Origin of the sequence: Kaistia defluvii, from assembly GCF_026343955.1 — a bacterium.
Classification (GTDB): domain Bacteria; phylum Pseudomonadota; class Alphaproteobacteria; order Rhizobiales; family Kaistiaceae; genus Kaistia; species Kaistia defluvii.
Genome location: NZ_JAPKNI010000004.1, coordinates 150,364 through 170,101 on the forward strand (window position 1 = coordinate 150,364; position 19,738 = coordinate 170,101).

Annotated in this window: 20 protein-coding genes; 8 read left to right on the forward strand and 12 right to left on the reverse strand. The window is 63.8% G+C overall.

Annotated elements, in window-relative coordinates; genetic code table 11:
- Positions 1-55: 55 nt before the first annotated feature.
- The 5 genes from OSH10_RS11750 to ectA form a co-directional block, all read right to left on the reverse strand.
- A complete protein-coding gene (locus OSH10_RS11750; protein WP_266331927.1) occupies positions 56-1,513 on the reverse strand; it encodes an aspartate kinase in 1,458 nt (485 codons plus the stop codon).
- A 75-nt stretch (positions 1,514-1,588) separates the two neighbouring features.
- The gene (thpD, locus tag OSH10_RS11755; RefSeq protein WP_266331928.1) at positions 1,589-2,512 is read right to left on the reverse strand and encodes an ectoine hydroxylase; all 924 of its coding nucleotides are present in this window, start codon (positions 2,510-2,512) and stop codon (positions 1,589-1,591) included.
- Positions 2,513-2,562: 50 nt separating this feature from the next.
- Positions 2,563-2,961, reverse strand: coding sequence for an ectoine synthase (locus OSH10_RS11760; protein WP_266331929.1), 399 nt, complete (start codon positions 2,959-2,961; stop codon positions 2,563-2,565).
- 13 nt (positions 2,962-2,974) lie between these two features.
- Complete coding sequence (gene ectB / locus OSH10_RS11765; protein WP_266331930.1) at positions 2,975-4,306, reverse strand: diaminobutyrate--2-oxoglutarate transaminase; 1,332 nt, start codon at positions 4,304-4,306, stop codon at positions 2,975-2,977.
- Between the two features lie 52 nt (positions 4,307-4,358).
- Positions 4,359-4,922 carry a diaminobutyrate acetyltransferase gene (gene ectA, locus OSH10_RS11770; protein ID WP_266331931.1) on the reverse strand — a complete coding sequence of 188 codons (564 nt, stop codon included), beginning with the start codon at positions 4,920-4,922 and terminating at the stop codon, positions 4,359-4,361.
- A gap of 255 nt (positions 4,923-5,177) precedes the next feature.
- Between ectA and OSH10_RS11775 the strand changes: the two genes are divergently transcribed.
- Together OSH10_RS11775 and OSH10_RS11780 are read left to right on the forward strand one after the other, a co-directional pair.
- Positions 5,178-5,678: a MarR family winged helix-turn-helix transcriptional regulator gene (locus tag OSH10_RS11775; protein WP_266331932.1), complete on the forward strand. Its 501-nt coding sequence runs from the start codon at positions 5,178-5,180 to the stop codon at positions 5,676-5,678.
- Between the two features lie 160 nt (positions 5,679-5,838).
- Entirely contained in the window at positions 5,839-7,134 is a 1,296-nt protein-coding gene (locus OSH10_RS11780) for a DUF2254 domain-containing protein (RefSeq protein ID WP_266331933.1), read from the forward strand.
- A gap of 247 nt (positions 7,135-7,381) precedes the next feature.
- Here OSH10_RS11780 and OSH10_RS11785 read toward each other — a convergent pair whose 3' ends face one another.
- Together OSH10_RS11785 and OSH10_RS11790 are read right to left on the reverse strand one after the other, a co-directional pair.
- Positions 7,382-7,672, reverse strand: coding sequence for an HdeA/HdeB family chaperone (locus OSH10_RS11785; protein WP_266331934.1), 291 nt, complete (start codon positions 7,670-7,672; stop codon positions 7,382-7,384).
- 322 nt (positions 7,673-7,994) lie between these two features.
- On the reverse strand, positions 7,995-8,192 hold the full coding sequence (locus OSH10_RS11790; protein ID WP_266331935.1) for a DUF2934 domain-containing protein: 198 nt from the start codon (positions 8,190-8,192) through the stop codon (positions 7,995-7,997).
- 463 nt (positions 8,193-8,655) lie between these two features.
- On the opposite strand from OSH10_RS11790, the gene OSH10_RS11795 reads away from it, so the two are divergent.
- The 6 genes from OSH10_RS11795 to OSH10_RS11820 all read left to right on the forward strand — a co-directional run bounded on the left by OSH10_RS11795 (position 8,656) and on the right by OSH10_RS11820 (position 14,939).
- Entirely contained in the window at positions 8,656-9,777 is a 1,122-nt protein-coding gene (locus OSH10_RS11795; RefSeq protein WP_407660707.1) for an AI-2E family transporter, read from the forward strand.
- A 104-nt stretch (positions 9,778-9,881) separates the two neighbouring features.
- The gene (locus OSH10_RS11800; protein ID WP_266331936.1) at positions 9,882-10,832 is read left to right on the forward strand and encodes a MurR/RpiR family transcriptional regulator; all 951 of its coding nucleotides are present in this window, start codon (positions 9,882-9,884) and stop codon (positions 10,830-10,832) included.
- Entirely contained in the window at positions 10,829-11,476 is a 648-nt protein-coding gene (locus OSH10_RS11805) for a cysteine hydrolase family protein (RefSeq protein ID WP_266331937.1), read from the forward strand. Before OSH10_RS11800 ends, OSH10_RS11805 begins: the two co-directional genes overlap by 4 nt.
- Positions 11,473-12,801: a glutamine synthetase family protein gene (locus tag OSH10_RS11810; RefSeq protein ID WP_266331938.1), complete on the forward strand. Its 1,329-nt coding sequence runs from the start codon at positions 11,473-11,475 to the stop codon at positions 12,799-12,801. The genes OSH10_RS11805 and OSH10_RS11810 overlap by 4 nt, the downstream gene beginning before the upstream one ends.
- Before the next feature lie 2 nt (positions 12,802-12,803).
- Positions 12,804-13,568: an N-formylglutamate amidohydrolase gene (locus tag OSH10_RS11815; protein ID WP_266331939.1), complete on the forward strand. Its 765-nt coding sequence runs from the start codon at positions 12,804-12,806 to the stop codon at positions 13,566-13,568.
- A gap of 54 nt (positions 13,569-13,622) precedes the next feature.
- On the forward strand, positions 13,623-14,939 hold the full coding sequence (locus OSH10_RS11820; RefSeq protein ID WP_266331940.1) for a M20 family metallopeptidase: 1,317 nt from the start codon (positions 13,623-13,625) through the stop codon (positions 14,937-14,939).
- Positions 14,940-14,958: 19 nt separating this feature from the next.
- On the opposite strand, the gene OSH10_RS11825 is transcribed toward OSH10_RS11820, so the two are convergent.
- From OSH10_RS11825 to OSH10_RS11845, 5 genes are all read right to left on the reverse strand, one after another.
- Positions 14,959-15,984, reverse strand: a complete 1,026-nt coding sequence (locus OSH10_RS11825) for a branched-chain amino acid ABC transporter permease (protein WP_266331941.1) — start codon at positions 15,982-15,984, stop codon at positions 14,959-14,961.
- Complete coding sequence (locus OSH10_RS11830; RefSeq protein WP_266331942.1) at positions 15,981-16,859, reverse strand: branched-chain amino acid ABC transporter permease; 879 nt, start codon at positions 16,857-16,859, stop codon at positions 15,981-15,983. Before OSH10_RS11830 ends, OSH10_RS11825 begins: the two co-directional genes overlap by 4 nt.
- A 112-nt stretch (positions 16,860-16,971) precedes the next feature.
- Positions 16,972-17,691, reverse strand: coding sequence for an ABC transporter ATP-binding protein (locus OSH10_RS11835; RefSeq protein WP_266331943.1), 720 nt, complete (start codon positions 17,689-17,691; stop codon positions 16,972-16,974).
- Positions 17,688-18,425 carry an ABC transporter ATP-binding protein gene (locus tag OSH10_RS11840; protein WP_266331944.1) on the reverse strand — a complete coding sequence of 246 codons (738 nt, stop codon included), beginning with the start codon at positions 18,423-18,425 and terminating at the stop codon, positions 17,688-17,690. The genes OSH10_RS11835 and OSH10_RS11840 overlap by 4 nt, the downstream gene beginning before the upstream one ends.
- 3 nt (positions 18,426-18,428) lie before the next feature.
- Positions 18,429-19,676 (reverse strand): ABC transporter substrate-binding protein, encoded by a 1,248-nt coding sequence (locus OSH10_RS11845; RefSeq protein WP_266331945.1) that lies wholly within the window; start codon positions 19,674-19,676, stop codon positions 18,429-18,431.
- Positions 19,677-19,738: the final 62 nt, after the last annotated feature.

Consider the following 19,738-nt stretch of genomic DNA (forward strand, 5'->3'; position numbering starts at 1 on the left):
GAAGGATGGGCGAATGGCCGGCCGGTGCCCCGATCTTTTCAGCCGGCAGGGAATGTCACGCCACGGCGTGCAACTGGGGCGGCTGAGACCGGGCCCAGTTCTCGATCAAGCCGCCATGCAGGACCTTGATCGCAGTCTCGAAATCGGCTTCCTCGACGATCACCTGAAGATCGACCTTGCGGATCAGGTCGTTGACGCCGAGCGGCGCGACACCGGCCTCCGCCAGCACCAGGATCGCCTGCGACAGGATCGCCGGGTGGCGAAGATCGCGACCGATCGCCGAGACGAGAGCCACCTTGCGCAGAGAGATCTCCGCGGTCGGGAAGCGTTTCGACAGATCGGCCTCGACGCGGCGGATGGCCTTCATCGAGCCCTTGAGGAAATGGGTGATGGTGTTGGCGTTGGAGGTCTTGGCGATGATCCAGACCTTGTGACGCGTCAGCGCCTCCAGGATCTCGGCATCGTAGCCCTTCACGCCGACCATATCCTGATCATAGAACTCGAACGCGAACACCCCCTTGAGACCGGTGACGATCTCGACCTGCGGTGCGCGGGCATCGAGGTCGGAACGGATTAGCGTGCCGGCATGCGTCGGCTCGAAGGCGTTCTTGACGCGCAGCGGAATCCCGGCCTGGCGCAGGCTCTTGGCGGCGCGCGGATGGATCGCCTCCATGCCCATGTTGGAGAGCTGATCGGCGACGTCGTAATTGGTTTCGCCAATCACCCGCACGGCATCGGAGCCAACGATCCTCGGATCGGCGGAGGAGAGATGGAACTCCTTGTGGATGATCGCTTCCTGCGCGTCGGTCACGACCGCGATGCGCGACAGCGTCACCTCGCTGTAGCCGCGATCATAGGTGCGCATCAGCACCTCCTCGCACTGGACATAACCCGTCACGATCGGCAGTTCGCGGCGCAGATCCACATCGGCGAAAGCGCGCCGGATGCACTCGTCCAGCTCGTACTGCGCGCCTTCGCGCCAGCCGGTCAGGTCGACCAGCCGCGCATTGACGCCGTGCATGTTGAGCAGCAGGACGGTGTTGAAGGCCGAGTGTGCCTCGCCGAGCGAGGCAAGCATCTCGCGGACCGTCAACAGATGATGCTGCAGCTGAAAATGGCCGAACGAGCAGAGACGGGACAGATCGATCAGGCAGGAACGAACGCCTTCAATGCGCTCACGGACAAAGCGGTCCGCCTGCAGGCGCGCACCCTCGTCCGTGAATACCTCGCCATTGCGGGCCTGCATCCTGGCGGCAACCGTACTGAGCGCGTCGCTCCAGGCCCATCCGCCTTCGGCGCTGGCGAAAAGCGCGTAGACGCCCGGCTCGCCGGTCTTCTTGTGCTCGAGCAGATCGTCCGTCATCCCCGCATAGGCGGATACCACGAAAATCCGATTGTAGAGCGCATCGCCCGTCCGGTCGCCGATCAGCACCGTGTCGAGCAGCTCCGCGGTGCGCGACATGGAGGTCCCGCCGATCTTCTCGACAGTGTGGGCCGTTGTCGTATCAGTCATATCGTCTCCGGCCGTCCCTCGGATGCCAAGGGAACGGCGCTATCTTGCAGGATGGGTTGGGGCGAGCGGCGCGTCTCACGCCAGGGACTGGCGTGCGATGGCGATCGGGCCCTGCGGATCGCGGGAGCTCAGGAAGGCCGGGCGCGGCGTCTTGGCGGCATAGGGCGCGCCAACGCGGTTGGACCATGCATTGTAGACGAAAAAGGCATTGGACCGGGGAAACGGCGTGATGTTGCCGTTCGAGCCATGCAGCGTGTTGCAGTCGAACAGGATGACCGTGCCGGCCTTGCCGGCCGCATAGTCGATGCCGAATTTCTCGGCCATCCGAGACAGGCTCTCCGGCGAGGGCACGCCGATTTCCTGCTTCTTGAGCGAGGAAGCGTGGTTGTTCTCCGGCGTCGCGCCGGCGCAGGCCACGAAGGTCTGGTGCGAGCCTGGCATCAGCATCAGCGGTCCGTTTAGCGCGTCATTGTCGGTGAGCAGGACCGAGGCCGAGATGGCGCGCATGCGCGGCATGCCATCCTCGGCGTGCCATGTCTCGAAATCGGAGTGCCAGTAGAACTCCTTGCCATTGAAGCCGGGCTTATAGTTGAGCCGCGACTGGTGCAGATACACCTCGTCGCCAAGCAGGTAGCGCACGCGCCCGGCTATCCGAGCGTCGCGGGCCAGCCGATCGAACAGCGCATTCTGCTCGTCGAGCCGGAACACGGTGCGGACCTCGTCCGAGTCCGGTTCCGTGATGATATTTTCCGGCGAGAGACCCGCCTCGCCCGAGCGCATGCGTGCCGATTCAGCCTGAAGCGCGGCGATTTCGGTCTCCGAGAAGACGTCCTTCAGGATGATGTAGCCACGCTTCTCGAAGCTCTCCGTCTCGGTGCGGGTCAAAGGCGCCTCGGGAGACCACTCGCCCCAGAAGACTGGGTCCTTGCGCGGGAGCCAGCGCTCTTCCGGGAGGCGGGTCGGATAGTCATCCTGCGTCGCAGGGGCGGTAGCAATCATGGCCATTGTCGGTGCCTTTCTGAAATCTCCGTGGGGGCGAGCGGATACGCTCAAGCCGATTCGAGTTCGGCCGCCGTCGCGTAGGAACCGTCCGCGCGATGCACTTCCTGACCGCTGACCGGCGGGTTGAAGCTGCAGGCGAGGACCAGTTCGCTCTCCGCGCTCAGGCGATGCCTGTCATGCTGGTCGAGCGCGTACATGACGCCGGGACGGATCGGATGCACCGTCCCGCTGTCCAGTTCCTCGATCGTCCCGTTGCCGGAGATGCAATAGACGCTCTCGAAATGATGCTTGTAGTGGAACACATGCGAGGTGTTGGGGTGGATCCGCGTGATGTGGAAGCTGAAGCCCATGCCGTCGCCGGCCAGCAGCAGGCGGGTACTGTCCCAGCCCTCTGCCTTGACCAAGCGGTCGGTCTCGCGCGCCTGGTGGATATCGCGAACGATCATACGTGTTCTCCTCTTATTCTGCGGCGGCGCGACGCGTGCCAAGCACTGCGGCGAATGCAGCCTCCAGCGTGTCGAGCCCCCGTGAAAACTGGGTGGTGGAGACTGTCAGCGGTGCCAGAACCTTGACGATCTCATCATGGCTGCCCGACGTCTCGATGATCAGGCCATCGGCAAAGCAGGCCTGACAGATGGCGGCCGCATTGGCGCCGCTTCCCGCATCGATGCCCATCATCATGCCACGGCCCTTGACGGCCAGACCGTGTTCGTCGGCGATGGCGTCGAGGCGACGGGCGAGATAGCCGGCCTTGTCCGCGACGGCGCCGGAGAAGCGTGAATCGGACCAGAATTTCTCCAGCGCGGCCGTGGCGGTGACGAAGGCATGATTGTTGCCCCGGAACGTCCCGTTATGCTCGGCCGGCTTCCAGACGTCGTATTCGGGCTTGATCAGCGCCAGCGCCAGCGGCAAGCCCATGCCGGAGAGCGACTTCGCCATCGTGACGATGTCCGGCTTGATATCCATGCCGTCAAACGAGAAGAAACCGCCGGCCCTGCCGCAACCCGCCTGGATGTCGTCGATGATGAAAAGCGCACCCTGGCTGCGCGCGATCGCGGCGATCTTGCGAAGCCATCCCGGAGAAGCGGCGTTCAGACCACCCTCCCCCTGCACCGTCTCCACGATGATGGCGGCTGGCGGGTCAATCCCGCCGGAGGGATCCTCGAGCTGACGCTGCAACTGATCGGCCGTATCCACGTCGGGGCCGAAATAGCCATCGAACGCGGCGCGGGTCACGCCGGAAAGCGGGGTCGACGCCCCGGCGCGGTGCTTGCCGTTGCCGGTCGCCGCGAGAGCGCCGAGCGTCACACCGTGAAAGCCGTTCGTGAAGGCGATGACATTGTTGCGACCCGTCACCTTGCGGGCGAGCTTGATCGCCGCCTCGACGGCGTTGGCTCCCGTCGGCCCGGTAAGCTGGACCCGGTAGTCCATGCCGCGCGGCTTCAGGATGAGGCTTTCGAAGGCCGCGAGGAAATGCGCCTTGGCGTCGGTATACATGTCGAGGCCATGGGCGATGCCGTCCGACGAGACATACTCGATCAGAGCCGCCTTCAAGTCGGGATCGTTGTGACCGTAATTGAGCGTCGAACAGCCGGCGAGGAAGTCGGTATAGGGCTTGCCGTCCATGTCGTAGATCGTGGCACCGCGCGCCTTGTCGAACAGCTTTGGAAAGCTGCGGCAATAGGAGCGGATCTGGCTCTCGACACGCTCGAAGGTCTCGACAGAGGCAATTGCCTCGGCCGGGATGGTTGCAGTCGTGGCGGCGTTCGGGCTTGAAATGGTCAAGTTCATGAAAAGTCGTCTCCCCGTAGCTTGGGTCGGTCGAGAGGGCGTGGGCACCGGTTCAGGCGGCAACCAGTTCCAGCGTGCGATGCCTGTCGAAGGGGCCGATGGTGACGGCCAGTTCGCTGTCATGCTGACCGCCGAAATGATCGTCCCGCGTAAAGTGCTCCACATGGCTCAGCGGCGCGCCGAGCTTGCGGGCGACGGATCCGAACAGCGCCCAGGAGGCTGCATTGTCACGCGTGATGGTGCAGGCGATCTTCCGGATGCGGGCACACTGGGGTCGCGCCAGCACCGCACCAATCAGCTTGCCGCCGAGCCCCTGCCCCCGGCCGGCCTTGCCGACGCAGACCTGCCAGACGAACAGCGTCTCCGGCGTGTCCGGCGGAATGTAGCCGGACATCCACCCCACGATTTGGCCGTGGTGCTCCGCGATGGCGCATGTCGCCGCGAAATGGGTGCACTGCAGCAGATTGCAGTAGAGCGAGTTGTCATCAAGCGCGGGCGTAGCGCCGATGAGTGCCGCGATGCCGACACCGTCTCGGGCGGTCGGCTTGCGAATGGCCGGCGAGGCAAAAGCCGCAGCCCGGCCTGCGACGTAGTGGTCGCGCTTCCAATCAATCATGGCTATATAATTAGATTAATGAAACTAAGTGTCAACCGTCGATTGCGGCCATGGATCACCGATAGAAGCGGGAATTTGCGCTAAAACCATGATTTTTAAGTGCTTTTCGGCAAGACAATAATATGATGAAGGCAATAATGTGTTCACTCGCTGTCACGAACCTATCCGATATTTAGATAGAATGAACTAATTATCACATGCTTCCTTTTTGACGTTCCGCTTGGGTTTATCGCCAGCCAACGGTAGGATCTGCCGATGATTGACGCGGGTGCGGAATTGGAAGATCGAACCAAGCTTGCCTTGACGGCCATGCGCAAAATCCTGCGCACCACAGAGCAGAACGGCAAACATGTGATGCGCGAGACGGGCCTGACCCCCTCGCAGCTCATTTTCATGCAGATGCTCGATGACGAGCGCGAGCAGACGGCCGGCCATATCGCCGCCCGCATGGGAATCACCCAGGCGACCACAACGTCGCTGCTGCAAAAGCTCGAAGGGCTGGGCATGATCCAGCGCCGCAAGGGCGAAAGCGACCGGCGCCAGGTGTGGCTTTCGCTCACGGACGCCGGACGCAAGGTGCTGGCCATATCCCCCGATGGCGTGCATGCACGCTTTCACGAGCAGTTCACCGCGCTGGAGGATTGGGAACAGGCCATGTTGATCGCCGCGCTGGAGCGCGTCGCCGCCATGCTCGGAAATCACGATAAGGAAGTCGCGGCCGTCCTCGATTCAACGGCGGTGCTATCCAGCGACTGAGGCCGCCGCGCCGCCACGAGGATCCGAAGGCGACGGACGATCCGAAGGCGACGCAGGAAAGAAAAGACAACTCAGAAAAGATAAGCCAGACTCGCGTCGGCGCAGTGGCTGAGAGTTTGCCGTCCGGGCCAGAACTCACTCGGATGCGGAAAGGCTTGCATTGACCTCACGTTGGCTATGGCTTCTGTCCCAGCTCACGCGCCGCATCTGGGTGCGCGCCACGCTGTTTTCGGTGCTGGCAATCGCGACCGCCTTCCTCGCGATCATCATATCCCCCTATATCCCGGAGGATCTGCCCGCCAAGATCGGCGCCGACGCGGTGGATCGCATCCTCGGCATCATCGCCTCCAGCATGCTGGCGGTGACGACATTCTCCCTGAGCACCATGGTTTCCGCCTATTCCGCAGCGACCAGCAACGTGACGCCTCGGGCAACGCGGCTGGTGATGGAGGACACGACCACCCACAACGTCCTGTCCACGTTCGTCGGCTCGTTTCTGTTCAGCCTGGTCGGTATCATCGTTCTGTCGACCGGCGCCTATGGCGACCGGGGACGCGTGGTCCTGTTCATCGTTACAATCGCGGTGATCATCCTGATCGTCGGCACCCTGTTGCGCTGGATCGATCACCTGTCGCGCCTTGGCAGGGTTACCGAGACCACGGAACGCGTCGAGGATGTCACGGCACAAGCCATGCGCGCCCGCCGCAAGAATCCCTATCTCGGCGGCCAGCCCATGCCGGATCCGGAGACGACGATTCCCAGCACGGCGCACCCGATCTATTCACCGCGCATCGGCTATGTGCAGCATATCGATACGGGAGAACTCTCCGAAATCGCGGAACAGGGGAAGGGGCGCGTTTTCGTCGCCTCGCTGCCGGGACAATTCTCGGTACCCACCGCTCCGATTGCATGGGCAGAGGCGATCGAAAGCGAAGATCAGCGGGCAGCCATCTGCAATTGCTTCTCGATCGGCGACACGCGCTCGTTTGACCAGGATCCGCGCTTCGGCGCCTGCGTCCTGAGCGAGATCGCCTCGCGCGCGCTGTCGCCGGCGATCAACGATCCCGGCACCGCCATCGATGTCATCGGCCGCGCGATCCGCGTGCTTGCGATCTGGAACGAGCCGGTGGATCCGGCGACGAAAGACGGCGTCCGCTATCCGAGGGTCTTTGTACCGGGCGTCAAGCTGGAAGATCTGTTCGACGATCTGTTCACGCCGATCGCCCGCGACAGCGCGTCGATCATCGAGGTGGCGATCCGGCTGCAGAAAGCGCTGCGGGCTCTGGCCAGCCTGGATCCCGAAGGGCGATACGCCGAGAATGCCCGAAAGCACTCCCGCCTGGCCTTGCAGCGGGCCGAACAAGGGCTGAGCCTCGACCATGACAAGCAGAGAGTGCGCGAGATCGCCTCGACGATCGGTGCAAAGGTAGCATCCCGTTACGGAAGCAGCCCCTGAGCCACCTGGCTGCGCCGATCCCAGCCGTCACTCGATCGGCATTCACATACCCTCCGCCTATCGATGCCAGACAAGCCCGCGAAGAGACGTCCGCGCCGCTCAAAAGCGCCTCGCTCAGGCGCATTCCCCGGCGCAAAATACAAAAAAGGCGCCCCGAGGACGCCTCTTTCGTACCGAGATCGGCGCTCGGTGCGCCCGACCGCCACGCGCTTGGAGACGCGCACCGCCTGGCATCTCGTCTCTGGCGTTACTTGGAAACCGCCTCTACGGCGCTTGCCAGCGTGGCACTCGCATTGCTCTTGCAGTAGCTGACGATTTTCTCCGCATTGGCATGAGCCATCTCGCCATCCACCATCGTGTTACCGGCCTTGCCATGCATATAGCCGCTCATCCACATGGCGACGCCAATAATCCTGGCAGGCGGCATGGACCCGACTTCCTTGCAGGTTAGCTTTGCCATATCCATTTCTTTAGCCATAGCCTGGCCAGCCAACCCGATAGTCAAGGATGTAATTGCAATCAGGAAATAGCGTTTCATGGTCAGGGCATCCCTTTGAAATCCCCGTCCGGCGAAACAATAGTGCGGAACGAACTGGCGTTCATTCCATAAGTATGAAACTCACGCCAATTTTACCTGCGGACGGTAATATATCAAATATTCTCATGATATTATTACCCACCCAACATCAGGATAATACCGGCCGATCACCACGGCTTCGATCAGGCATATGCCACACCGCAGATGCGAGGCGCCATCCGATCCGATCTAACCGATCCGCCTGAAACCAGCCGGATCGACGAAGCCCGGATCGAAGGTCGACTTGTCCGCATTCATCCCTGCCACGCGAAACGCGTGGACTTCAGAGTTCCGAGGCGATCTTTTCCGGGGACATGCTTTCGCCGGCGATTTCACTTTGGCTCTTGGGAGCCTGCGACGCGGCCTTGAGATTCTCGATCGCCTGCTGCCAGTGACTGGCCGCCCGCCCCTCGGGGCTTCCCTCCGCGAGCCACAATCTGTGGGCTTCGTCCGCAATCTGCTGCTCTGTAAACTGGGTCATTCCTGTTCTCCTCTTTGACGGCTGGATCGCTTCAGCATTCAACACGACCCACGATACAGGGTTCCGCCCCGCTCAGAATGACCGGCGAGGCCGCCGGTTGCCGCAAGACCGTCGCGCTCCGTTCAAATCACCAGCTTAGTCTAGCACCGGCGCTTTTGGCCTGCATGGAAAGGGACGCGCGGCCTAATCTCGCAAACAAAGAATGCTGCGACGATGAGCCATTCCACAACCGCTGCGGAAAGCTCTAAAAATGCGTGGCGGTGTGCGTTGGCATGGGCAGCCGCATCCGCCACACTGACGCAGGTTTCCGCATTCGGCAGGATCAAGCCCCTCCGGCATTCTGTGTCATCTGTGCTAACCCATTGGAGAACATGACTTGCCAGACGTGCGAATCCCTGCGGAAGCACCCTTGCCGACGCGCGAACCGCGCCTACTCGGCGCTGCAGGATCCTCCCGATCCGGCTTGATTGCCCCGCTTTCGGCGGCACGCTGGCTGCTGATCCTCATCGGCATCGCCGGAATCTATTTCTTTCACAGCTTTGTCGTTCCCGTTCTGGCCGCTCTGGTCATCGCCTTTGCCGGCTGGCCGATCTATCGACGCATCGTCGGTTTTACGGGCGGCAACCGGACGGTAGCCGCCACGGTTGCGCTGGCGCTTTTCACGCTGTTCCTGATCGTGCCGATCGCCATCGCGGCCTGGTATGCCATTGACGAGGTTCGCGGACTTTCGGCCTGGGCCATCCAGACCAATCGTTTCGGCGCCGACGTTCCGGCCTGGATGGCCAACATCCCCGGCATCGGCGACTGGCTCTCCCTCCGCTGGGCCGAATATGTCGGCCGTCCAGGCGCCATCGGCGAGATGATCTATGCGATCAGCGGCGCCAATATCGGCAACATCTACCGCGCGGTGCTCGCCGCGGGAGGCGGCCTGTTCGGTTTGCTGCTCACGCTTATCTTCATGCTGATCACGCTGTTCTTCGTCTTCCGCGACGGCGAGTTGTTCGTCGCCAAGGTCGACCTGATCGGCGAGCGCATCATTCCAATGCGCTGGGAGCGGATCTCCCGCGTCGTTCCCGCCACCATCAGCGCCACCGTGACCGGCATGACACTGATCGCGATCGGCGAAGGCATCGTGCTTGGCTTCGCTTACTGGATCGCCGGGGCGCCCTCGCCGATCACGCTTGGCGTCATCACCGGCATGATGGCGCTGATCCCCGGCGGCGCGCCGCTGGCGATGACGCTGGTCTCGATCTATCTGGCGGCCAGCGGATCGATCGTCGCCGGCATCAGCCTGTTCATCTGGGGAACGGTGGAACTGTTCATCGTCGACAAGACGCTGCGTCCCAAGCTGGTTGGCGGCCCGATCAAGCTTCCGTTCCTGCCCACGATTTTCGGCCTGGTCGGCGGCGTCAAGACGCTGGGCTTTCTCGGCCTTTTCATCGGCCCGGTACTGATGGCGCTGCTGGTGGCCATCTGGCGCGAATGGGTGCGGGACATCGAGGCGATCGATGCGCCGTCCGCGGCGGTGACGCTTGCGCAGGTCGAACAGCCACCGGAAATCCCCGCGCCGGCCGAGCCGCTTTAGCCACTCGGGAAGGGCGGAAGATAGGCTTGTAAGCCAACTTCCAAAATTGACATCAACCTGAAACTTTGTAAGAGATTTATCAATCGTCAAGCAGAGGTGGAAGGATGTCGATCCGCGAAGATCTCGCCAATACGAGCTTGGTCCTCACCTCGGCGGAATCGAAGATCGTCCAGGCACTTCTGGACGATTATCCGATGTTGGGATTGGGCACGGCGACACGCCTGGCCAGCCGCGCCGGCGTCAGCGATCCGACCGTCACCCGCCTGATGATCAAGCTCGGCTACAGCGGTTTCGCCGAGTTCCAGTCGAAGCTTCTCGCCGAAGTCGAAGCGCGGCTCCTGTCGCCGCTGCTGATGCTGGAAGTGAAGCGGCCACCGCCTGCCGGCGAAGTCGCTCCCGCCCTCGCCTATTTCCATTCGATCGCCGAGAGCCTCGACCGAACCAAGACGGCGGTGCCGTCGCAATTCTATGTACGCGCCGTCGAGATGCTGCTGGAGTGCAAGGGCCAGGTCTATCTGCTGGGCGGCCGCTTCAGCCGCCACGTCGCCTCGATGCTGGCCGCCCACCTGATCCAGCTCAGGCCCGGGATTCGCGACATCGGCGCGCTGACCCCGGCGGATTTCGACCTGCTGATCGACATGGGCAAGCGCGACCTGCTGGTGGTGTTCGACTACCGACGCTATCAGTCCGACGTCGTCGATTTCGCCCAGCAGGCGCATCGCCACGGCGTCGAGATCCTGCTCTTCACAGACCCGTCTCATTCGCCGATCGCCGACGTGGCTACCCTCACCATGGTCGCGACCACGGACGCGCTTTCCCCCTTCGACACGCTGACGACGGCCGTCGCCCAGGTCGAGGCGGTGTGCGCCCATGCGCTCGACAGCCGCGGCCAGCCCGCCCGCCGACGCATCGAGGAAATCGAAGCGATCCGCCGGGCCAACGCCGTCACACTCGATATTCCCGGGACGCCGAACCCAGCCGGCGCCGGCGACAAGCCCGTCCCCGCCTCGGCCAAACCCAGATCCGCCAAAGCCAGAAAGATACCCACGCCATGACTTCGCCCCTGCCGCGCCGCGACGAGCCCTTCCGGCCCAATGAGACCGCGCTTCTCCTGGTCGACATGCAGCGCATCTGGCTGGAGCCTGGCCTGGATCCCGACCACGCGGATTGGGGGGCGGACCATTATTTCTATCGCCAGACGCGCGAGACAGTGATCCCGAACCAGCAGCGCCTGCTGGCGACGGCGCGGGCTGCGGGAGTCGAGGTGCTGCACACCATCATCCAGAGCCTCACCGAGGATGGCCGCGACCGCTCGCTCGACCACAAGCTGACGCCGATTCACATACCGCCGAGTTCTCCCGCCGGCCTGCCCGTCTCCGAGGTCGCCCCGATCGGCGACGAGATTCTCATCCCGAAGACCTCGTCGGGCATCTTCAACTCGACCAACATCGACTACCTGCTGCGCAATCTCGGCATCCGCCATCTGGTCGTCGCCGGCATTCTCACCGACCAGTGCGTCGACATGACCGTTCGCGACGGTGCCGATCGCGGCTTCCTCGTCACCTGCGTCGCCGATGCCTGCGCGGCGCCGACGCCGGAACGCCATGCCAATGCGCTGAAGGCTTTCGGCGGCTATTGCTGGGTTTCCGACACGGCGACAGTCGCGGCTCGCTTCGAAGAACTGGGCGGCGCCAAGTGAGCGAGCTTCCTTCGCTGGCCAGTGTCGTCACCACCGATCTGGCCGCCGTCACGCGCGGCCGCCCCGTCACGGCGGATCGGCTGAAGAAGACAGCCGAAACGGGCGTGGGCTGGGTTCCCGCCAATATCTGCCTGACCGCCTTCAACACGATCGCCGACCCGAACCCCTGGGGCTCCTCCGGTGACCTTCGCATCCTGCCGGATCTGGCCGCACGCTATCGCAGCACGGTCACGGGCGCCGAGACGCCTTTCGACATGGTGATGGGCGATATCATCGAGCTCGACGGCTCGCCCTGGAGCGCGTGCACCCGGACCCTGCTGCGCGATGCGCTGGCAACGCTTAAAGCAGAAACAGGCTTCACGCTGAAGGCGACCTTTGAGCAGGAATTCAAGCTCCAGCCGGCCGGGACCGGCGATGCCGCGCCGCTTCACGCCTTCTCGTTCGAGGCGCTGCGAAGCGCCGATCCGTTCGTTCCTCGCCTCGTCGCAGCGCTGGAGGAAGCCGGCGTCGAGCCCGAAATGGTGCTGGCCGAATATGGCGCCGACCAGTTCGAGGTGACGCACGCGCCGACCGATCCGCTGACCGCCGCGGATCGCGCCATCGCGATCCGCGAGATCACCCGTGAGATCGCCCGCCTCATGGGCAGCCGCGCCAGCTTCGCGCCGAAACCCGCGCCGAACGAGGTCGGCAATGGCGTGCACATCCATTTCAGCCTGATCGACGCGGACGGCACGCCGGCGACCTACGACCCGGCCGGCCCAGGCGGGCTCTCCACCGCTGCCGGCTCGTTCTGCGCCGGCATTCTCCGCCACCTGCCCGCGCTCACGGCGCTGACGGCACCCAGCGTTCCCTCCTATTATCGGCTGGCGCCGCACAACTGGAGTTCGTCCTTCACCTGGCTGGGCGACCGCGATCGCGAGGCGACGCTGCGCATCTGCCCGGTGGTGACGAAGGGTGGGCGCGATCCCGCCAGTCAGTTCAACGTCGAATATCGCGCCGCCGACGCCACGGCCAATCCCTATCTCGCCATGGCGGCGCTGGTCTGGGCCGGGCTCGCCGGGCTTCGGGAAGCGCTGCCGACCCCTCCCATCGTCAATGGCGATCCGACGCTGATGAGCGAAAGCGAGCGTCAATCCAAGGGTTTGCGCCGCCTGCCTGAGACGTTGCCTGAAGCGTTGGAAGCCTTGAAGGCGGATGGGATTCTATCGAGTTGGCTGCCCTCCAAATTACTGGAGAGCATCCTCGTCATGAAGCAGGCGGAGATCGGCCTGATGGAGGGCCTGTCGCGCGAAGCGGTCTGCGCCGCATTCGGAGCGCGGTACTGAGCGTGGACACCCAATCCGTTTCGTTGGCCGACTGGCCGGAGCCGATCGAGGTCCTCAACGAGGACAGCGACTGCGAGATCGTGCTGATCTGCGAGCACGCCGCCAACCACATCCCGGCGGAATATGACCGCCTTGGCGTCACAGAGGATGATCTCGAGCGCCACATCGCCTGGGATGTCGGCGCCGCCGCCGTGACTCGAGGGCTTGCCGAAGCGCTGGGCGCGCCTGCTTTCCTGGGCACCTATTCGCGGCTCCTGGTCGACCTGAACCGCCCCTTCGGCTGCCTGTCCAGCATGCCGGTGCGGTCGGAGGCCACCTCGATCCCCGGCAATGTCGATCTCACCGAGGCCGAGTTCCTGCGGCGTCGCGAGCGGGTGTTCGATCCGTTCCACGACCGGATCACGGCCCGACTCGACGCGCGCGAGGCGGCGGGCCTGCCGACGCGGATCGTCGCGATTCACAGCTTCACGCCGGTCTATCTCGGCGTCGCTCGCCCCTGGCATGTCGGCATCCTGTTCGATCAATCGGCCGATTTCGCCGAGGCGACCATGGCGGCGCTGGCGCAGGACCCGGCCTTGGTGGTCGGCGCCAATGTCCCCTACGTCATCGACCGCGACGAGGACTACGCGATCCCCGTCTTCGGCACCGATCGCGGCAATCCCGCCATCCTGGTCGAGATCCGCAACGACCTCATCTCGGACGCGGCCGGGATCGCGGACTGGACCCGACGCATGACGCGGGTTCTGCAGGACGTTTCAACGCAATGAGCGGCACGCCGAGGGGGCACGCTGCCGATGAATGTCAGGGAAAGGGCACGAACCATGCTGGATAAGGAAGCCGCGATTGCCGCGGTACAGGCAGAAATCGAGGCGGATCGCGATTGGGTCATCGGCCTGACGCAGGACATCGTCCGCATTCCCTCGGTCAATCCGAAGTTTCACCTCGACCCCGCCATCAACCGCGAGGCCGATGTCCAGGCGCATCTCGATCGCGTGCTGACCGCCGAGGGTTTCGCGACCGAGCAGTGGGACGCCCTGCCCGGTCGGCCCAACCTCGTCGCAGAGAAGCCTGGTACGGAAGAACGCAGCCTCATCCTCTGCGGTCATATCGACGTCGTGCCGGTCGGCGACGAGAAGGACTGGACCGTCGATCCGTTCGGCGGCGCGATCTCCGATGGCAAGCTCTATGGCCGTGGCGCCATCGACATGAAAAGCGGCCTCGCCGCCTGCATCGCGGCCGCCCGCGCCATCCGCAAGGCCGGCATCACGCTGGAAGGCCGCCTTGCCATCCACGCCGTGGTCGACGAGGAATCGGGCGGCTTCGGCGCCATGGACGCCGTTGCCAAGGGCAAGCTCGCCAAGGGCCTGATCGTCGCCGAGCCGACCTGGGGCGACGTGCTGCCGGTCGAGGGCGGGCTGGAATGGGCACGCGTCACCATCCGCGGCCGCAACGCGCATTCGGCCTTCCGCTTCAACGAGATCTACCCGCAGCGGCATGAGCCGGGCGCGATGGTGCATGGCGTCAATGCCATTGAACTCGCCGCACGCTTCATCACCGCCGTTCGCCAGTACGAACTGGACCGGACCCGCGCCAAGTCGCATCCGCTGCTGCCGGTCGGCATGAACACGATCAATATCGGCGTCATGCATGGCGGCACCGGCCTAGGCGCAAACGGCCTGCCGACGGTGATGAGCAATCCGGCGATCATCCCGGATGTCGCCGTGCTCGACCTCGACATGAAGTTCCTGCCGGACGAGACCTCGGCCGACTATCGCCGCGATTTCGAGGCCTTCGTGCATCACTTCGCACAGCAGGATGCGTGGCTGCGCGAGCATCCCCCGGTGATCGAATGGGAACTGGGCGGCCTGCATTTCCCGCCGATGAACACGTCGGTCGAGCATCCGCTTGTTAAGTCTCTGGTAGCCCGCCGTAACCAGTTGGGAAGCCCGACCAAGGTTCAGGGCTTCGTCGCCGTCTGCGACGCGGCGCACTATGCCGGCGCGGGCGTCGATGGCGTCATCTTCGGCCCCACCGGCGACGGCCTGCACGGGGCCGACGAGTATGTCGAGATCGAGTCGCTGGTCGAGGCGACCAAGGTCATCGCCGCGGCGGTGATCGACTGGTGCGGCGTCCGATAGCGCCGCACTAAGACAGCAATCAGGCCGTGCGCTTCATGCGCACGGCGATGGCGCCCCAGCCGGCGCGGATCATGCCGACGAGACCGCTCGGATAGACGAGCATCACGACGATGATCAGCAAAGCCGTGATCATCGGCCGCCAGGCGCCGAAATCGGCCATCGCCTCGCCAAACACCGTCAGCACGAAGGACGCGATGATCGCCCCATAGATCGTGCTGGCGCCGCCGAGCAGCACCATCGACAGGATGATCGTGGCGAGGCTCATGCCGAATACGTCGACCGAGGCATTGCGCTGGTAGGCGGCGTAGAAGGCGCCCGCCATGCCGGTGAAGAAGGCGCTGGCGGCGAGCGTGATCATGCGCTGGCGCACCAGCGACATGCCGCGGCTGATTGCGTATTCCTCATTGTCCCGCAGCGCAACGACGCCCGCTCCCAGCCGCGAGCGGACGAAGACGCGCAGGAAGATCGTGCTGGCGACCAGCAGGCCGAGCGCGATGTAGAAATAGGCGAACTTGCCGTCGCGGATCATGTTGTGGTCGAACCAGTAGAGCCCCGGCACGCGCACCAGGCCCTGCGTGCCACCGGTGATCGCGGACTGGCTGATGACGATCTGCATCACCAGTTGCGCAAAGCCGAACGTCACCAAGATGATGTAGATGCCCTTCAGCCGCAGGATCGGAATGGTCACCAACACCGCGGCGACGGTTGCGATCACGCCGCCGGCGAACAGTGCCAGCCACGGATCGAGGCCGACCAGCTTGGTCAGCAGGCTGTAGGCGTAGACGCCGATGCCGAACAGCGCCAGATGGCCGAAATTGAACACGCCGCCATAGCCGAGGCTGAGGTCCCAGTTGGAGGCGACCACGGCGTAGATGAACACCATGATCAGCACATGCCGGCTGTAGGTGTCTCCGATGAAGAGCGGCAGCAACGCCAGAACCAGAAGGGCAATGGCGAAGCCTATGGCCTCATGCTTCCACGGCGTGCGGCCCGGGGAGACCGGAACCGCGCGGGTCGGAATGGCGGGGGCGACGGCGTCGGTCATGCGAGTCCTCGGGAACGGCTGGCGAAGATGCCTTCGGGGCGCACCATCAGGATCAGGATGAGCACGGCGAACAGCAGCGTGGGCGTCCAGTAGAGCCCGAAATAATAGTTACAGGCGGCCTCGAAGAAGCCGATCAGATAGGCGGCGAAGATCGGCCCCGAGACGCTGGAGATGCCGCCGAAGACGACGACGATCAGCGCCTTCAGCAGGGGATCGCTGCCCATCACCGGCGACATGAAGCGATAGCCGCCGATGAAGATGCCGGCGAGGCCGGCCAGCGACGCGGCGATGCCGAAGGCGAGGCCGTAAAGCGCGGTCACGTTGAGGCCGACGAGATGGCTTGCATCCTCGTTCTGGGCCACGGCGCGCATGGCGAGGCCGAGCCGCGTGCGGTTCAGGAACAGCCAGAGCGCGCCGAGGATAACAGGCGTGATAACGATGATGGCGATCTGGTGCAGCGAGACGCCGACGCCGCCGATCGTCGTGTTGCCGGCGATCAGGCTCGGCAGCTGCTTCGAGCGCGGGCCCCAGACGGTCAGCGCGCCGTTCTCGATCAGCGATCCCGCGGCAAGCGTGGTGATGACGACGACCAGCACGATGTTCGGCCGGCCGATCAGCGGACGAACCACGCTCGCCTGCAGAAGCCAGCCGACGCCGCCCATGGCGACGATCGCCAGCGGAAACGCGGCCCAGGCCGGCAGGCCGATCTCGATCAACTGCCAGGCGACATACGCGCCCAGCATCATCAGCACGCCATGGCTGAAATTGAACACGCCGATGGTGGTCCACACGAGCGCCAGTCCTACCGCCATCATGGCGTAGAGCGAGCCCTGGAACAGGCCGCCAAAGGCGATATCGGCGAATGCGCTGCTCATGCCGGAGCCCCTTCTGTCGGCGCGAAGGCCGGGATCTGCCGCGCCGGTGGCATCACCGGGGAGCAAGGAAAGCGTATGTCACGCGATGCGCTTGATATCTGCATCGGTGCCCTCAATGGCCGAAATACATCGACATGATCTCTTCATGGCCGAGACTCTTCTCGCCCGGCTTGATCTCGGTCGATACCGCACCGTGGTCGATCAGGTAGAGCTGCTGGCTGAGTTCCAGAAGGAACTCGATATCCTGCTCGACGACGATCAGCGGCACGCCGCCGCGCGAGATCTCCAGCACCGAGGCGCAGAGTTCGTCCTTGATCTTCGGCGCGAGGCCGAGGGTCGGCTCGTCGAGGATCAGCAGGCGTGGATGGCTCATCAGCGCGGTGCCGATCGACACCATCTGCCGTTCACCGCCCGAGAGCGTGCGCACTTTCTGGCGCCAGCGTTCGGCAAGCTTGGGGAAGAGCTTCACCACCTTCTCGCGGTTCTCTTCCTCATGCGGACGGGCATGCGGCGAGAAGGCGCCGAGCGCCATGCAATCCCCGATCGAGAGGTCGGGAAACAGCCGGTTGCCCTGCGGCACATGAATGAGGCCACGGGCGACGATGCTGCGGGCGCTCTCGCCAGCAATGTCGACGCCGTCGAAGACGACGCGGCCGGATTGCGGTTTCAGCAGGCCCGACACGACCCGAAGCAGCGTCGTCTTGCCATGGCCGTTGGGCCCGAAAAGGCCGACATTGCCGAAACGGCCGGCTTCCAGCGTGATGTCGCGCAGCACGGTGACGCGGCCGTAGCCGGCGGTGACGCCCTCGATGGAAAGGATGGGATTGCTCACGCGTCGGGCCTCCGGGTACCCAGATAGGCCTCGACCACGCGCGGGTCGGAGATGACCGTTTTCGGGTCGCCCGCCGCCAGGACGGTTCCCTGATTCAGAACAAGGAGATGCTGCGAGAGGCTCATCAGGAAGGTCAGGACGTGCTCGATCAGGACGATGGTGATGCCGCGCCCGGCGATCCGCCGGATCAGGCCGATCGAGGTCTCGATCTCCGGTTTGGTCAGGCTCGATGCCGGCTCGTCGAGGAGCAGCATGCGAGGCTCCATCGCGATCGCGGTGGCGAGCATCAGGCATTTGCGGTCAAAGACAGAGAGCTCGCCCGCCAGCCGGCCGAATTGCTGGGGTCCGAGACCCACAAATTCGAGCGCCTCGGCCGCCGCCTCGCGCACGGCCACCGACTTGCGCGCCGGGCCGCCATATCCAGCCCCGATGACAGCGTTCTCGAACACGGTCAGACCGTCGAAGCTGGTCTCGCGCTGGAACGTCCGCGCCAGTCCAAGCCGGGCGATATCGTTGCCGGACTTCCCATGTATATCCGTGCCGTCAAACCGTATCCGGCCCTTGTCGGGGCCGAATGGTATGCCGGTGATGACATTGAACAGCGTGCTCTTGCCGCTGCCATTCGGGCCGGCGACCCCGAAGATCTCGCCGGCCTGCACCTGGAAAGAGACGCCATCGACGGCTTTCAGCGAACCAAAAGCCTTCGACACGCCGTCCAGCTCTAGAAGAGCCATATCCTACTGCATCCAGGGCTGGATCTTGAATTCGCCGGTTGCGTAGGCGGCAGGCGAAATCAGGGTGCGCTCGCCATCCCAGATCTGGAAGAAGGTGATCGGGATGTAGTCGTCGCCCTGCATCGCCAGATGGGTTGCCGGATCGAATTTCAGGCGGCCCTGCGCGGTCTGCTTGTCGGTCTCGCCAAGCGCCTTCATGATGCCGGCGTGGTCGGACGGGTCGCCAACCTTCTTCAGCGCGTCAAAATAGACGTTTGAGATCTCGTAGAGAGCGACGCCATAAGTGCCGCTCTCTACGCCGAACTTGGCCTTGAACTTGTCGGCGACTTCAGCCGCGCGCGGGTTCTTCGGCGTCGTCAGCGCGCCGCCCAACAGGTTGTAGATCACGCCGTTGGAATTCTTGCCGGTCAGCTGGACGAACTCCGGCACGCTCGGCGCGTACTGCAGGAAGACCAGGCTCTTGGTCGGCTGCTCCAGGAACTGGTTCAGGAACGAGGCCGAGTTGCCGGGAAGGTAATCGGTATTGATGATCAGGTCCGGAACATTCTCGCGGACCTTGGCGAGGATCGAGCGCCAGTCGGTCACTTCGCCGAACGGCACGATTTCGTCGACCGTGATCGTCCAGCCCTTCTCGGTGAAGGTCTTCTTCATGCCTTCCGAGATCGTCTTCGAATAGGCGTTGTCGGACGAAACGATCGCGACCTTCTTGGTCGGCAACGAGATCTTGCCATCGGCCGCCAGCTTCTCGGCGAACGAGGTCACATCGGTGTTGTAGGCGTCGAAGGACGGCGTCAGCGACCAGCAGCAGCCATACTTGTCCGGCGCCGGAGCGATGATGTCCTTGGTCTGCTGCGACGTGGCCGCCAGCATGTAGGGCATTTCGGCCTCGGCCATGTTGTCGATCTCGAAATTCGAGAGACTGGCGTAACCGGTCATCATGAAATGCACGTCCGGATCGCCCAGCAGTCGTTCGACGGCGCTGGTGACGTTGCTGGCCGACTGGTCCTTCACATCGCCGATGGCGAGCTCGAACGTATGACCGTTGATACCGCCGGCCGCGTTGACCTCGTCGATCGCCATCTGCGCGCCGCGCTGGTATTCCTGGCCATCCGCCGCGGCGGGACCGGTCAGCGGCGCGAGCAGGCCGAGCTTCACGACGTCGGCGAAGGCCGGCGCGCTTGCGAAGATCGTCGCCATCGCCGTGCCCAGGATGACCTTTCGCAGGCGACTTGTCTTGGAATGGGAAACCATGGTCGCGACCCCTCTTATTCGACCTGTGCACTTGCGTGCGATAATTGACAATCTACGCATAT